The organism is Rhodoferax sp. OV413 (assembly GCF_945881795.1).
Lineage (GTDB): Bacteria > Pseudomonadota > Gammaproteobacteria > Burkholderiales > Burkholderiaceae_C > Allorhodoferax.
Window position 1 is genome coordinate 30,305 of sequence record NZ_CAMCVG010000001.1, and the last position, 14,808, is coordinate 45,112.

12 protein-coding genes and 1 tRNA gene are annotated in these 14,808 nt (G+C 64.1%); all 13 read left to right on the forward strand.

The window, feature by feature from the left end; genetic code table 11:
- Positions 1-37 precede the first annotated feature (37 nt).
- Positions 38-1,054: a tyrosine recombinase XerC gene (locus Q0O05_RS00145; RefSeq protein ID WP_293659707.1), complete on the forward strand. Its 1,017-nt coding sequence runs from the start codon at positions 38-40 to the stop codon at positions 1,052-1,054.
- Positions 1,055-1,137: 83 nt separating this feature from the next.
- A tRNA-Gly gene (locus Q0O05_RS00150) sits at positions 1,138-1,213 on the forward strand.
- 118 nt (positions 1,214-1,331) lie between these two features.
- Positions 1,332-2,513 (forward strand): class I SAM-dependent methyltransferase, encoded by a 1,182-nt coding sequence (locus tag Q0O05_RS00155; RefSeq protein WP_293659709.1) that lies wholly within the window; start codon positions 1,332-1,334, stop codon positions 2,511-2,513.
- An 84-nt stretch (positions 2,514-2,597) separates the two neighbouring features.
- Positions 2,598-3,680, forward strand: a complete 1,083-nt coding sequence (locus tag Q0O05_RS00160; RefSeq protein WP_293659711.1) for a GTP-binding protein — start codon at positions 2,598-2,600, stop codon at positions 3,678-3,680.
- A gap of 733 nt (positions 3,681-4,413) precedes the next feature.
- Positions 4,414-5,199, forward strand: coding sequence for an RNA polymerase-binding protein DksA (gene dksA / locus Q0O05_RS00165; RefSeq protein ID WP_293659766.1), 786 nt, complete (start codon positions 4,414-4,416; stop codon positions 5,197-5,199).
- Positions 5,200-5,232: 33 nt separating this feature from the next.
- Positions 5,233-6,945: an STAS domain-containing protein gene (locus Q0O05_RS00170; RefSeq protein ID WP_293659713.1), complete on the forward strand. Its 1,713-nt coding sequence runs from the start codon at positions 5,233-5,235 to the stop codon at positions 6,943-6,945.
- Between the two features lie 293 nt (positions 6,946-7,238).
- Positions 7,239-7,667, forward strand: coding sequence for a division/cell wall cluster transcriptional repressor MraZ (mraZ, locus tag Q0O05_RS00175; RefSeq protein ID WP_293659715.1), 429 nt, complete (start codon positions 7,239-7,241; stop codon positions 7,665-7,667).
- Between the two features lie 9 nt (positions 7,668-7,676).
- Positions 7,677-8,612 carry a 16S rRNA (cytosine(1402)-N(4))-methyltransferase RsmH gene (rsmH, locus tag Q0O05_RS00180; protein ID WP_293659717.1) on the forward strand — a complete coding sequence of 312 codons (936 nt, stop codon included), beginning with the start codon at positions 7,677-7,679 and terminating at the stop codon, positions 8,610-8,612.
- Entirely contained in the window at positions 8,609-8,929 is a 321-nt protein-coding gene (gene ftsL, locus Q0O05_RS00185; protein ID WP_293659719.1) for a cell division protein FtsL, read from the forward strand. The genes rsmH and ftsL overlap by 4 nt, the downstream gene beginning before the upstream one ends.
- Positions 8,926-10,671: a penicillin-binding protein 2 gene (locus Q0O05_RS00190; protein WP_293659721.1), complete on the forward strand. Its 1,746-nt coding sequence runs from the start codon at positions 8,926-8,928 to the stop codon at positions 10,669-10,671. The genes ftsL and Q0O05_RS00190 overlap by 4 nt, the downstream gene beginning before the upstream one ends.
- Entirely contained in the window at positions 10,671-12,197 is a 1,527-nt protein-coding gene (locus Q0O05_RS00195; RefSeq protein ID WP_293659723.1) for a UDP-N-acetylmuramoyl-L-alanyl-D-glutamate--2,6-diaminopimelate ligase, read from the forward strand. The genes Q0O05_RS00190 and Q0O05_RS00195 overlap by 1 nt, the downstream gene beginning before the upstream one ends.
- Entirely contained in the window at positions 12,194-13,600 is a 1,407-nt protein-coding gene (murF, locus tag Q0O05_RS00200) for a UDP-N-acetylmuramoyl-tripeptide--D-alanyl-D-alanine ligase (RefSeq protein ID WP_293659725.1), read from the forward strand. The genes Q0O05_RS00195 and murF overlap by 4 nt, the downstream gene beginning before the upstream one ends.
- Before the next feature lie 25 nt (positions 13,601-13,625).
- On the forward strand, positions 13,626-14,804 hold the full coding sequence (mraY, locus tag Q0O05_RS00205) for a phospho-N-acetylmuramoyl-pentapeptide-transferase (RefSeq protein ID WP_293659727.1): 1,179 nt from the start codon (positions 13,626-13,628) through the stop codon (positions 14,802-14,804).
- Positions 14,805-14,808: the final 4 nt, after the last annotated feature.

The window sequence follows — 14,808 nt, forward strand, 5'->3', positions numbered from 1 at the left end:
CCGTCGCCAGCGCGCGTAAATCACCCGTCACGCATCCATGGATCAGACTGCCGGCGACCTCGCACTGGTTGAAAAATACCTCGAGTTTGTTCGCGTCGAAAAGCGCCTGGCCCAACGCACGGTAGAGCTCTACGCGCTGGACCTCGCCAAGCTCGCAGAGCAGGCCTCGCGCACCGGAGTTGCCCTCCTGGACGTCAAAAACCACCACATCCGACGCTGGGTCGCACAGATGCATGGCGCCGGGCGCAGCGGGCGCGGCATTGCGCTCATCCTGTCGGGCTGGCGCGGGTTCTACGCCTGGCTAGGGCGTGAGGGGCGGGTCCCGAGCAATCCGGTGCTGGATGTGCGCTCGCCCAAGGCGCCCAAGCCGTTGCCCAAGGCGCTGGCGGTGGACGACGCGGTGCAGTTTGCCGACTTTGAGAGTGACGACAACGCCTGGCTGGAAGCCCGTGACGCCGCCATGGTGGAGCTGCTCTACGGCAGCGGCCTGCGGGTGGGTGAGCTCGTCGGGCTCGATGTGAGGCCCGGCAAGCACGCCAAAGGCTGGGTTGACCTGCAAGCCGCCGAGGCCCATGTGCTGGGCAAAGGCTCCAAGCGCCGCAGCGTGCCGGTGGGCGCTGCTGCCTTGAGGGCCCTGCAGCGTTGGCTTGCATTGCGAATCCCTGAGGGCGCCGGCAATCCCGGCGAGGGCAAGACAGACGCTGGTGATGTGGGCGGCGCAGCGAGAGGCGGTGAAGGTGCGGGCGGTGGAGGTGCCGGGGCAGCCTTGTTCACCGGCCTGCGCGGCACGCGGCTTACCGCCCAAAGCGTGTGGCAGCGGCTCAGGCGCCGCAGCCGGTTGGCCGGGCTGAACGTGCCGGTACATCCGCACATGCTGCGCCACTCGTTTGCCAGCCATGTGCTGCAAAGCAGCGGCGACCTGCGCGCCGTGCAGGAGCTGCTGGGGCATGCCAACATCAGCACCACGCAGGTCTATACCCGTCTGGATTTTCAGCACCTCGCCAAAGCCTACGACGCGGCCCATCCGCGCGCCAAGCTCAAGCCGAAGCCCTGAAGGCAAAGTGTTGACAGGTGAGTGTTCATGAGGCGCTCCGCCGAAAGGAGCCGTTCGCCGGTATATAATCGCTCCTTTGAAACGCGGGAATAGCTCAGTTGGTAGAGCGCAACCTTGCCAAGGTTGAGGTCGAGAGTTCGAGACTCTTTTCCCGCTCCAGATTTTCCCATTCGGGTCTCTCAAAAAAGGTCAGCAACACGCTGGCCTTTTTTGTTTTCGGCCCTCTGCGCCTGTGCTGCTGATCCCGCGCAGATTGGCTGACAGCGACAATACCCCCATGAAAATTATTCGACTCCGGGCCGGCAAAGAGCGCTCTTTGCTGCGACGCCACCCTTGGATTTTTGAGTCCGCCATCGCCAAAGGCGGCGGAGACAGCGGCGAGACGGTGCGGGTCGAGTCGGCGGAGGGCGGCTTTTTGGGCTGGGCGGCGTTCAGCCCTGCCTCCAAAATCCGCGCGCGGGTCTGGAGTTTTGATGAGGCGCAGCGCATCGACGCTAGCTTTTTCATAGCTGCTTGCGCAAGCGCCATAAGGGCAAGAGCCCGTTTTGATATCCAAAGTGACGGTGTGCGGCTGATTCACGGCGAGTCAGACGGCTTGCCCGGCCTGATTGTGGACCGCTACGGCGACACGCTGGTCGCGCAGTTCACCTCGGCCGGCGTAGAAAAGTGGAAGCCGGTCATTGCGGATGCGCTCCTGGCGGCCACCGGCCTTGCCAAACTCTACGAGCGCTCGGACGCTAGCAGCCGGGCCTTGGAAGGCCTGTCCGAGGCCACCGGCTGGCTGCGCGGCGATGGCCCCACCGACCTGGTGCTGCGCGAGCACGACTGGCAGCTGGCCTTGAGCATCGCCGAGGGCCACAAGACCGGCTTTTACCTCGACCAGCGCGACAGCCGCCAGAAATTTGCCCAGACCACCCGCCGCCTGGGCCTGCAGCGGGTGCTCAACTGCTACTGCTACACCGGCGGGTTTACCGTGGCGGCTCTCTCCGGCGGCGCAGCTCAGGTGACCTCCATCGACTCCAGCGGCCCGGCCATCGCCAAAGCGCGTGCCAATGTGGCGCTCAACGGCTTTGATGCCGGTCGCGCAACGTTCATGGACGCCGACGTCAACGCGTCGCTGCGCGCCTTTGCGGCTGAAGGGCGCAGCTTTGACGCCATCATTCTCGACCCGCCTAAATTTGCGCCAACGGTGGCGCATGCGGAGCGGGCGGCACGGGCCTATAAGGACATCAACCGCCTGGCCTTCAAGCTCCTGGAGCCCGGCGGCGTGCTGTTTACCTACAGCTGCTCGGGCGGCATCAGCGCCGACTTGTTCCACAAGATCGTGGCTGGCGCCGGTTCAGACGCCGGGGTCGACGGATTTATCACCGACCGCATGGGCGGAGCGCCCGACCATCCCATGACCATCGCCTTCCCCGAGGGGGAGTACCTCAAGGGTCTGGTAGTGATGCGCCGCTAGGTAGCCAACGGACGAGTTCGCAATTCCTGACTACACTGCGCACTTCGCAAATTTTGCAGTGCACCATTTTTTGGAGCTAGATCGATGAGTTTGATTCCCGCCACCATCCTGACCGGCTTTCTCGGTTCCGGCAAAACCACGCTTCTGAAGCGGGTGCTGGCCGAGGCCCACGGGCAGAAGATTGCCGTGATCGAGAACGAGTTCGGCGAAGAAAACATCGACAGCGACATTCTGGTGAGCGACACCAACGAGCAGATCATCCAGATGAGCAACGGCTGCGTCTGCTGCACCATCCGGGAAGACCTGCGCACCACGCTCAAGGACCTGGCTGAGAAAAAGCGCAAAGGCGAGCTGGACTTTGAGCGCGTGGTGATTGAGACCACCGGCGTGGCCGACCCCGGCCCCGTGGCCCAAACCTTCTTTATGGACGACGAGATCGCAGAGACCTACCTGCTGGACTCCATACTGACCCTGGTAGACGCCAAACACGCCGCCCAGCAACTCAACGACCGGCAGGAAGCACGCCGCCAGATTGGCTTTGCCGACCAGATTTTTATCAGCAAGTCCGACCTGGTGAGCCCGCAAGAGCTCGACGCCCTGATGCACCGCATCAAGCACATGAACCCGCGCGCCCCGCAAAAAGCGGTGCATTTTGGCGATGTGGCGCTGAAAGAAGTGTTCGACCTGCGTGGATTCAACCTGAATGCCAAGCTCGATATCGATCCGGACTTCTTGAAGAGCGATGACCACGACCACGACCACGCGCATGGCGAGCACTGTGATCACCCCTCACACGCGCATGAAAAAGCGCATGGGCATGACCACGCCCACGGAGATGACCACGGTCATGGGCACCACCATCACCGCGATGACGATGTGAAGAGCTTTGTCTTCAAGTCCGAGCGCGCTTTCGACCCCGCCAAGCTGGAAGACTTTCTGGGCGCCATCGTCAATATCTACGGCCCGCGCATGCTGCGCTACAAAGGCGTTCTCTATATGAAGGGCACCGAGCGCAAGGTGATCTTCCAGGGCGTGCACCAACTCATGGGCAGCGACCTCGGGCCGGCCTGGGCGCCGGGTGAGGTGCGAATGAGCAAGATGGTGTTCATCGGCATCGATTTGCCAAAGGACATTTTTCTGCAGGGCATGGAGCAGTCGCTGGTCTGAGCCGGCCGGCAGTTGCGAATGGCGCGAAAGAACACTGTCAAGAACTTACCGCATACTCGCGCCACTAAAAAAGTCTGGGAGTGATATGTTTGTCTCGCTTTTGCAACTCATGGGATTTCCCGCAGCGAAGCCTGTACACTCGCGCGCCGAAGAAACCCGCTCTGACGGAGCCTCGGAATCCGTCACGGCGACAGCTGCCCCCAGCGATGATGCGCAGGATCTACCTGCCGGGAGACCCACAGTGAAATCGAAATCCTCAAAAAAAGTCACGGTGAAAAAAGACTCGGGTAAAGCCGCTTCGAAAGCCAAAAAAGGCGCGGTCTCCGAGGGTATTGCTAAAGCGGACTCCCCGAAAAAACTCGCCAAGACAGCTGATAAAGCAGCGGAGAAAGCAGTTGCGAAAGCCATTGATAGAGTGGCTGAGAAAGCTGTGAAGTCTTCCAAGGCCCCCAAACCCGTTGCAAAGCCTGTCGCAAAGCCCGCTGCAAAAGCTGTTGTTGCCAAACCCGTTGCCAAGGCCGCTGTCAAAGCGGCCGTGAAGGCCCCTGTCAAAGCGCCCTCGAAAGCGCCTGTCGCCACCAAACCGAGCGGCAAAGTCGCTGTGAAACCTGTGCCATCCACTTCCAGCAAAACCGTGGCTAAGCCTGTAGCTAAGCCCACCCCCAAAGTAACAGCCAAGCCGGTCGCCAAGCCTGTAGCAAAAACTGTGGCCCAACCTGCGGTCAAGACACCGGTGAAGGTACCGGTGAAGGCTGCAGCCAAGGCCTCGCCCCAAGCGCCTGCAAAGAGTGCCGCCCCCGAGCCCAAGGCCAAGGCAGCGGTCCCAGCGCAAAAACCAATCCCTGTGGCCAAGGTCGTGGCAGCACCCGTTGCCGCCGCGGCAGTGCGTGCGGCGCCCGTGGCGGGCACGCCCGTGCCGGCCAAGGCCGGTCGCCCTTCATCGCGCCTGGCGCAGTTGACCGTACCTTCCATGGCCCAGTCGGTTGCCTCCACGGCTGCCAAGGCCAGCTACAACCAGACCGAGTCCGCTCCGCGCATCGTTCCCGTGATTCCTGCTATCGTGAAAAAAGACGCCAAACTCGCTAACAACTGGAAGAGCAAGCCGGTCGCCGAACTGACGGACGCTGAAGTCCTGGCCATGCCGGATGCCGAGTACATGAATGAAGTCCAGATGGCCTTCTTCCGGCTTAAGCTCACCGCCCTGAAGCGCGACATCCTGGCCAATGCCGGCGAAACCACCGAACACCTGCGCGAAGACTCCTCCGTGGTTCCCGATCCCGCTGACCGCGCCACCATCGAAGAAGAGCATGCCCTCGAACTGCGCACCCGCGACCGCGAGCGCAAGCTGCTCAAGAAAATCGAGCAATCTATTTCCCGCATCGACGCCGGCGACTACGGCTACTGCGACGAGACCGGCGAAGCCATCGGCGTGGGCCGCCTGCTGGCCCGCCCGACGGCCACCCTGTCGCTGGAGGCGCAGCAGCGCCGCGAGCTCAAGCAAAAAATGTTCGGAGACTGAGTGCCGGCCAGACGCTAACGGTCCGGTTCTTCCATGGCACACAAAGACGAACGCCCCGGCCTGCTCTCCAAGGTCGCGATGTTCGTCCGCAACCCGACCAAAGACTGGTCGGAGTTGAACCCTCCGGATTCCCGGCCCGATAGCGCGCACGACAAGCTGGCCCTCAAGGCCATGATCGAGCGCAAGCGCCAGAACGACTTTGTGCGCAAGCGGGAGTTCGACCATCTGCGCAAACTCCGCAATCGCGACCCCGCCGCTACCGCCAGCCAAAGCCGGCCCTCTTTTTTCCAGAGCAGCATCGCGTCCGACCCTGACGGGCGGGCCACCACGCTCAAGAAGATTGATGAAATCGAGGCCCAGATGTCACGCCAATGGTGGCGTGCCAAGCTGGACGGCGGCACTGTGCAAGGGCCGCTGCCCTCCGCCGTGCCCGACGCGGCGGCTCCCGAGACCCGTCCGGCGGTGCGCGCGTTTGAGACCGCGCCGCTTGCGCTGCCCTCCGCGTTCAAGACCACGGTGCCCCTCGGGCTGGGTAAACGGCCCGCGCCGTCCGGCTCCCCGGTTGACGAGCCTCCCACCGAATATGCAGCCACCGGCTTGGGGCCGGACATGCTGGACCTCGAGCTCGGGCCGCGCCCGCCGCACAGCGGGCCGGTAACCCACATCAGCGATGCGGGGGAGTTGCGATTTTCCACCTCCGACCTGTTCGCGATCGACATCGAGGATGTAGAAACCGATCCCGACTTGGAGGAAGCCGCCATCCGGTTTGCCAATGGCAATGACGCAGGGGCAGAAGCCGGGCTGGTTCAGGCGCTGGCCTCCGCGAAGACCCCCGGTGGCATGGCCGCCAACTGGGCTGCCGCGCTGCTCGACCTCTACCGTGCCACCGGCGACCAGGCCAAGTTTGACCGCGCCATCGTGGACTACGCCCCATGGTGGCAGGGCCGCCTGCCCGTGTGGGATGCAGACCTGCAGGGCCGCGCGGCCTGCGGCAGCGCCGCAGCGCCAGATCCCCTGGAGGGCGCTGCGATACCGGTGCTGTGGTCCAGCCCTGCGGTGCTCGATGCGCACAGCATGGAGTCCTTGCGCGCGACATGGTCCGGGCAGCCCGCGCCCTGGGCGCTGGACTGGCGGCAGCTCGAGGCGATTGCGCCCGAGGCCATGTCTCACTTGGGCGAATTTCTGCGCCGCGTCTGCGATGAGCCGGTCGGACTGCGATGTGCCGGAGGGTCCGCGCTGCTGGATGCGCTGCGCACCGTTGCCCCCGCGGGCGACCGGTCGGTCGATCCGGCCTGGTGGCATGCGCGGCTCAATGCCTTGCGCGCCATGGGCGATCTCGATGCATTTGAGCTGGTGGCCCTGGACTATTGCGTCACCTACGAGGTGTCGCCACCCGCTTGGGAATTGCCGCGCTGTGATTACGCAGCCCTCTCCGATGCGCCCTCCCACGCGATGGAGCTGGTTGGCAATATCAGCGGCATTGTCAGCGGCAATATCAGCGGTGATGTGGCCGGCATTCTGTCTGCCATCGACGCTGCGCCGCGTGGGGCCGGCCCAATAGTCGTGCCATGCCGCCGTCTGGTGCGGATTGATTTTGCTGCCGCCGGCAGCATCCTGAACTGGGTTGCAGCCCGCCAGTCCGAGGGGCGCATCGTGCAGTTTCAGGACGTGAACCGGCTGGTCGCGGCATTTTTCAATGTCGTCGGCATCCACGAGCACGCGCGGGTCATGCTCCGTCCCTTGTAGCCCCTGGCCATCCCGCAGCCCGGACCCTGGCCGCCACTCGGCGACCCGATAAACGGCAACTCCCTTCAAGCATCACTTTCAGAGCCTCTGCTAAGTGCTTAATTTAGAACGATTTTTGGGTCTTTGCGGCCTTCTAAAACGCTTCTAAGTCCTTGATTTCATTGAAAATTTTTCGCAAAAGGCCTTTTGCAAAGCGCGCATTTGCTGATACAGTGCAAAAAAGTGCAATTAAGTGGTGAAAAGTGCCGCTCGGTTGCTGTTTTCTGGGCTTCGCAGCAAAAAGGTGTTAATTCGTGTTCCAAGGGGCTTCGTCAATCAGTCTGGATGCAAAGGGTCGCCTCTCGGTGCCGACCCGGCATCGCGACGTCCTGAGTGCGACCGCCGCCGGGCAGTTGACGATGACCAAGCACCCCCACGGCTGCCTGATGGTGTTTCCCCGCCCCGAATGGGAAAAGTTCCGCGAACGCATTGCGGCCCTGCCGATGTCGGCGCAGTGGTGGAAGCGCATATTTCTGGGTAACGCCATGGATGTGGAGATGGACGGCACCGGCCGTGTGCTGATTTCGCCCGAGCTGCGCGAGTCGGCGGGTATCGCCAAGGACACCATCCTGCTGGGCATGGGCAACCACTTTGAGTTGTGGGACAAAGCCACCTACGACGCCCAGGAAGCCAAAGCCATGCAGGGCGACATGCCCGATGTCTTCAAGGACTTCTCTTTTTAAGGTCTGACGGTGGAAGCTCTTCGGAACCATACCACCGTGATGTTGAGCGAGGCGGTGGAGGCCCTGTTCAGCGTGGGTGGTGTCGCGTTTAACGGCGCGGCGGAGGCTACCTATGTGGATGCCACCTTCGGCCGCGGAGGGCACTCCCGCAGCATCCTGTCCCGCCTCGACGATTCCGGCCGGTTGATCGCCTTTGACCGCGACCCCGAAGCGGTGGCCGAGGCCGCGAACATTACCGACCCCCGTTTTTCCATCCGCCATGAGGGCTTTTCCCAGCTCGGTGAGTTGCCGGCTGCCAGTATCGGCGGCTTGCTGATGGACCTGGGCGTGAGCTCCCCCCAGATTGACAGCCCGCAGCGGGGCTTCAGCTTCCGCTTCGACGGGCCCTTGGACATGCGCATGGACACAACGCGCGGTGAGAGTGTGGCCCAGTGGCTGGAGACGGCCGAAATCAATCAGATTGCGGAGGTGATACGTGACTATGGTGAAGAACGGTTTGCTGGCCCCATTGCAAAGGCGATTGTTGCTCGCCGACAGGAACGGGGCCCAATTTCATCCACCGCCGAGCTGGCCCAGCTCGTGGCTGACACGGTCAAAACCCGCGAGCAGGGCCAGAACCCTGCAACGCGCACATTTCAGGCTTTTCGGATTTTCATCAACGCCGAGCTTGAAGAGCTGCAACAGGCGCTAGCCGCCAGTCTGGACGTTTTGCAGGCGGGCGGGCGCCTGGCGGTCATCAGCTTTCACTCTTTGGAAGACCGCATCGTCAAGCAGTTCATCGCCAAGCATTCGAAAGAAGAGTACGACCGTCGCAACCCGTTTGCCGCCCCGAAGGACATGAAACTCAAGGCCCTGGGTCGCCTCAAGCCCAGTGACGAAGAGGTGGCGGCAAACCCCCGCTCGCGCAGCGCCATACTGCGCGTGGCGCAAAGGATGCCGGCATGATCCGGCTGAGCCTCTTGCTGCTGGTGGCCCTGGTGGGTAGCGCACTCTTTCTGGTCAGCGTGCAGTACGACTCCCGCCGTCTTTTTACCGAGCTGGACAAGGCCCGTGCAGACGCCCGCCGCCTCGAGACGGAGCACGGTCGCCTGCAGGTCGCCAAGCGGGAGCAGGCCACCTCGGCCCGCGTCGAGCAACTCGCGCGCGAGAAACTGCAAATGCACCAGGTCACCCCGGCCATTACCAATTACGTCACTTACGCCGCGCCTGTTGCGTCGGCAGCTACTAATTCTGTAGCGCCGGGCGGAAAGGGTGCGCCATGACGCGCCGCGGCATCCAGTACACCTCCAGCCCTCTGCTGGCCAGCCGCACGCCGGTGTGGCGCGGCAAATTTGTGGTGGGCGTCATTGCGCTGGGCTTTGCAGGGCTGGTAGCGCGCTCGGCCTACATCCAGGTCTACAAAAACGATTTCTTCCAGAAGCAGGGCGAGATCCGGTTTGCCCGCACGATTGACCTGCCGGCCGACCGCGGCCGCATTCTGGACCGCAATGGACTGATTTTGGGCTCAAGCGTGCCCGCGCCCAGCATCTGGGCTATCCCTGAAGACGTTGAGCTCGAAAAAGGCCAGCTGGCAGACCTGGCCAGGCTGCTGGGCATGCCCGCGGCCGACATTGCCAAGAAGCTCAAGGACGAAGACAAGACCTTTGTCTGGATCAAGCGCCAGGTGGACGCGGACGTCGCGAAAAAGATCGCCGAGCTCAATATCAAGGGCATTTACCAGCGCAAGGAATACAAGCGCCAGTACCCTGAGGGCGAGGCTGCGGCGCACATCGTGGGCTTCACCAATGTAGAAGACAACGGCCAGGAGGGCGTGGAGCTGATGTTCAATAAGCAGCTGCTCGGCCGCCCCGGCATGCACAACGTGATCAAGGACCGGTTTGGCCGCGCGGTCGAGGGTGTGGGAGACATCGTGCAGCCGGTGCGCGGCCGCGATGTGCAGCTGAGCATCGACAGCAAAGTGCAGTTTTTTGCCTACCAGAAACTGCGCGAAGCGGTGCAGGCGCAAAAGGCCAAAGCGGGCAGCGTGGTGGTGCTCGACGCGGTGACCGGTGAAGTGCTGGCGCTGGCCAATTACCCCAGCTATACCCCCGACAAGCGCCAAAATCTGACCGGCGCCCAGCTGCGCAATCGCGCCCTGACCGACACCTTTGAGCCCGGCTCGGTGATGAAGCCCTTCACCGTGGGGCTGGCGCTGGAGACCGGCCGCGTCAAATCCAGCACCTTGATTGACACTGCCCCGGGCTCGATGACTATCACCGGCGCCACTATTCGCGATTCGCGCCCCCACGGCGCCCTCACGGTGGAGCAGATCATCCAGGTCTCCAGCAACGTCGGCACCACCAAGCTGGCGATGCAAATGCCCGCCAGTGAAATGTGGCAGACCTTCTCGCAGGTGGGCTTCGGCCAGAAGCCGCAAATCGAATTCCCCGGCGTGGTTTCGGGCCGCCTGCGCCCCGCCAAGTCGTGGCGCCCGATTGAGCAGGCCACCATTTCGTACGGCTACGGCATGTCGGCCTCGCTGTTCCAGATGGTGCGCTCGTATACCGTGTTCTCTCACGGCGGGCAGATCATTCCAGCCACCCTGCTCAAGACCAGCGAACCGGCGGTGGGCGTGCAGGTCTTCTCGGAGCAAACCGCCACCAAGGTCCGTCACATGCTGAAGATGGCGGCCGGCCCCGGCGGCACCGCGCCCAAGGCGCAGACCATCGGCTACTCGGTAGGCGGCAAGTCGGGCACGGCCTACAAGCAAATCGGCAAGGGCTACGGAACGGACGGCAACCGCAAATACCGCAGCTGGTTTGTGGGCATGGCGCCGATTGACCAGCCGCGCATCATTGTGGGCGTGATGCTCGACGAGCCGAGCAACGGCAAGTACTACGGTGGCGAGATTGCAGCCCCGGTGTTCAGTGAAACCGTGCAGCAAACCCTGCGCATGATGGGCGTGCAGCCCGACATGGCGGTGCGCCCCAACATCGTGGCCGATGCGGTGGAGGAGAGCTTCTGATGCCCGCCTTCCACACGCCCGCCCATGCCGTGCAATGGCTGCGCTCCCTCGGGGTGCAGGGCCTGAGCACCGACACCCGCGAGCTACAGGCCGCCGACGCATTCATTGCCTGGCCGGGCTTGGCCACCGACCCGCGCCGGTTTGTTGAACCGGCGCTGGCGCAGGGCGCGGTGGCCTGTCTGGTGGAGCAGGCCGGCGCGCACGCCTTCGCATGGGACGCCGGGCGGGTGGGTCTGGTGGAGGGCCTCAAGGCGGCCGCCGGCCCCCTGGCCGCGGAGTTTTATGGACAACCTTCGGACGAGCTCTCAGTAATTGCGGTCACCGGTACCAACGGAAAAACCAGTACCGCCTGGTGGCTGGCGCAGGCGCTGGGCCGGCTCGCGCGCGATGTGGAAGGCAACGAGTCACCGGCCACAGCGGCATGGGCTTGTGGCGTCATTGGCACCCTCGGAGTGGGCGTGCCGCCCGCGCTGTCTGCCACCGGCTTCACCACGCCCGACCCGGTCATGCTGCAAAAGACCTTGCGCAAATTCGTGGCGCAGGGGCTACGGGCCTGTGCGGTGGAGGCTTCGTCCATCGGCATCGAAGAAATGCGCCTCACCGGCACGGCCATCCACACCGCCATCTTCACCAACTGGACGCAAGACCACCTGGATTACCACGGCAGCATGGCCGCTTACTGGGCAGCCAAGCGCGCGCTCTTTGACTGGCCCGGCCTGAGGGCGGCGGTGGTGAATCTGGATGATGCCAAGGGCGTGGAGCTGGCGGCCGAGCTGGCCGGTGCGCCGCTGGACCTGTGGACTGTCGGCATCCAGCGCGAGGCCCGCGTGATGGCCCGTGCGGTGACGCACTCCGCGATGGGTTTGGCCTTTGACGTGGTGGAGGCGGGGCAGTCAGTGCGGCTGCAGTCGCAGGCCGTGGGTAGCTACAACGTGTCCAACCTGCTCGGTGTGGTCGCTGCCATGCGCGCATTGGGCATCGATCTGGCGTCGGCAGTGCGGGCCTGTGAGGAATTGCTGCCGGTACCCGGTCGTATGGAATGTGTGGGCGGGTTGGCAGAACCTTTGGTGGTGGTGGACTATGCCCATACGCCGGACGCGCTCGCCCAGGCCCTCGGCGCCCTGCAGCCGATCGCGCGCGAGCGCGGGGGGCAGCTGTGGTGTGTGTTCGGCTGCGGCGGCGACCGCGATGCCACCAAGCGCCCGCTCATGGGGGCAGTGGCTGCTGCCCACGCCGACCGCGCGGTGGTCACCAGCGACAACCCCCGCAGCGAAAAACCTGAGTCCATCGTCGCGCAAATCCTGCTGGGAATGGTGGAGTGTCCGCGTGTGGAGGTGCAGGTCGACCGCGCACTCGCTGTGGTGGACACTATTGGCAAAGCGGCCGTGGCCGATGTCATTCTGCTGGCCGGCAAGGGCCACGAAGCCACACAAGAGACCGCCGGCGTCAAGCTGCCGTTCTCCGACCTGGCGCACGCCCGTGCGGGCCTGGAGCGTCGCGCCCGAAGGCTGGAGGTGACCGCATGAGCGCGATGATGACGCTGGCCCGGGCCGCAGGCTGGATCCCCGGCGCGGTGCTGGCAGGCGACGTCGCCACCAGCGTGCTGCGCGTGCACACCGACACCCGCAGCATCGAGGCGGGAGACCTGTTCGTTGCCCTGCAGGGCGAGCGATTTGACGCCAACACCATGCTGCACCAGGCCCGGGCCTTAGGCGCCGCAGCGGTGGTGTGCCACGCCGGCCTGCCACCGGAGGCCTACCCCGCGGGCCTGCCGCGCATCGAGGTGGCAGACACCAGGCGCGCACTGGCCGACCTGGCAAGCGGCTGGCGCGCACAGTTCGACCTGCCCCTGATTGCCGTGACCGGCAGCAACGGCAAGACCACCGTCACCCAGATGATTGCCAGCATCCTGCACGCCCACGCGCCCGATGGCGCGGCGCTGGCAACGCTTGGCAACTTCAACAACGACATCGGCGTGCCGCTGACCCTGCTGCGCCTGCGCACGCAGCACCGTATTGCGGTGGTGGAACTCGGCATGAACCACCCCGGCGAAATTGCGGTGCTCGCCGCCATCGCCCGTCCCACGGTGGCGCTGGTGAACAACGCACAGCGCGAGCACCTGGAATTCATGCGCACCATCGAGGCGGTGGCGCGCGAAAACGGCAGCGTGCTGGCTGCCCTGCCGGCCACAGGTCGCGCCGTTTTTCCGGGCGACGATGCCTATGCCGAGCTTTGGAGCGCCCTGTGCCCCGGCCGCCCGGTGATGCGATTTGCCGCGAATCCCGCGGGCGCTGACGTGACACTGCAAAGCGCGCAGTGGGCGGATGGCGCCTGGCAAGTGCATGCGTCTACCCCGCTGGGGGCCCTGCGTTACCGATTGGCAATTGCCGGGCGCCACAACGTCAAGAACTCGCTGGCCGCGGCTGCCTGCGCGCTGGCCGCCGGCGTGCCGCCCGACACCGTGATTCAGGGGTTGGAGGCGTTTGAGCCGGTCAAGGGCCGTTGCCGCGCGCTGCAAGTGCGCCACGGCGCGCTCGACTTCACCCTGGTGGACGATACCTACAACGCCAACCCCGACTCCATGCGCGCGGCCATCGATGTGCTGGCCGACCTGCCTGCGCCGCGCATGCTGATTCTGGGCGACATGGGCGAGGTGGGCGAGCAAGGCCCGGCCTTTCATGCTGAGGCCGGCTGCTATGCCTTGCAGGCCGGCATCGACCACTTGCTGGCGCTGGGCGAAGCCAGTGCCCACGCGGTGCAGCAGCTGCCCGGAGCGCGGCACTTTGCCGATGTGCAGTCCCTCATCGACGCCGCCCGGGAATTGGCCCCGTCGGTGGCCAGTGTGCTGGTCAAGGGTTCGCGCTTCATGCGCATGGAGCGGGTGGTGGAGGCCTTGTCGGCTGCGCCCGCGGCGGGAGAAAAAACATGATGACTGATCGTTCTGGAGAATCCGCATGCTGCTGAGCCTGGCCCAATGGTTGCAAGGTCTGTCGCCGGATTTCGGCGTGTTCCGCGTGTTCCAGTACCTCACCTTCCGTGCGGTCATGGCCGCGCTGACCGCGCTGCTCATCGGCCTGCTGGCCGGGCCCGCCGTCATCCGCCGGCTGCGCGCGCTCAAGATCGGCCAGCCGATTCGCGGCTACGGCATGGAAACCCACCTCGCTAAGAGCGGCACGCCCACCATGGGCGGGGTGCTGATTTTGTTGTGCATCGCCATCTCGACGCTGCTCTGGGCCGATCTGTCCAACCGCTTTGTGTGGATCGTGCTGGTGGTCACGCTGGGCTTTGGCGCGATCGGCTGGGCCGACGACTGGCGCAAGGTGGTGCGCAAAGACCCCGAGGGCATGCCTTCTCGCGAGAAATACCTCTGGCAAAGCGCCATCGGCCTGGTGGCCGCGCTCTATCTGGTGTTCAGCATCTCCGAGAACTCCAACCTGCGGGTGCTGGAGCTGTTCTTTAACTGGGTGCGCTCCGGGTTTGATGTCAACCTGCCGCCCAAAGCCGGCCTGCTGCTGCCCTTCTTCAAGGAGGTGAGCTATCCGCTGGGCGTGCTGGGCTTCGTGGTGATGACCTACCTGGTCATTGTGGGCTCGAGCAATGCGGTCAACCTCACCGACGGCCTGGACGGGCTGGCCATCATGCCGGTGGTGATGGTGGGCTCGGCGCTGGGCGTGTTTGCCTATGTGACCGGAAGCTCCATCTTCTCTAAATACCTGCTGATTCCCCATATCCCGGGCGCGGGCGAGTTGCTGATTTTCTGCTCGGCGATTGCCGGGGCGGGGCTGGCATTTTTGTGGTTCAACACCCACCCCGCGCAGGTATTCATGGGTGATGTGGGCGCGCTGGCGCTGGGTGCCGCGCTCGGCACGGTGGCGGTGATCGTGCGCCAGGAAATCGTGCTGGCCATCATGGGCGGCATCTTTGTTGCCGAGGCGCTGTCGGTGATGCTGCAGGTGAGCTACTTCAAGTTCACCAAGAGAAGGTTCGGCGAGGGCCGGCGCCTCTTCAAGATGGCGCCGCTGCACCACCACTTTGAAAAATCCGGCTGGAAGGAGACCCAGGTGGTCGTGCGCTTCTGGATCATCACCATGCTGCTGTGCCTGGTCGGCCTGTCCACCCTCAAGCTGCGATGACCAC

Bases quoted from the DNA above. Each gene is read 5' to 3' on its own strand.
- Q0O05_RS00145 (WP_293659707.1), top strand. From the start codon at position 38: ATGGATCAGACTGCCGGCGACCTCGCACTGGTTGAAAAATACCTCGAG.
- Q0O05_RS00155 (WP_293659709.1), top strand. From the start codon at position 1,332: ATGAAAATTATTCGACTCCGGGCCGGCAAAGAGCGCTCTTTGCTGCGA.
- Q0O05_RS00160 (WP_293659711.1), top strand. From the start codon at position 2,598: ATGAGTTTGATTCCCGCCACCATCCTGACCGGCTTTCTCGGTTCCGGC.
- Q0O05_RS00170 (WP_293659713.1), top strand. From the start codon at position 5,233: ATGGCACACAAAGACGAACGCCCCGGCCTGCTCTCCAAGGTCGCGATG.
- ftsL (WP_293659719.1), top strand. From the start codon at position 8,609: ATGATCCGGCTGAGCCTCTTGCTGCTGGTGGCCCTGGTGGGTAGCGCA.
- Q0O05_RS00190 (WP_293659721.1), top strand. From the start codon at position 8,926: ATGACGCGCCGCGGCATCCAGTACACCTCCAGCCCTCTGCTGGCCAGC.
- Q0O05_RS00195 (WP_293659723.1), top strand. From the start codon at position 10,671: ATGCCCGCCTTCCACACGCCCGCCCATGCCGTGCAATGGCTGCGCTCC.
- murF (WP_293659725.1), top strand. From the start codon at position 12,194: ATGAGCGCGATGATGACGCTGGCCCGGGCCGCAGGCTGGATCCCCGGC.
- mraY (WP_293659727.1), top strand. From the start codon at position 13,626: ATGCTGCTGAGCCTGGCCCAATGGTTGCAAGGTCTGTCGCCGGATTTC.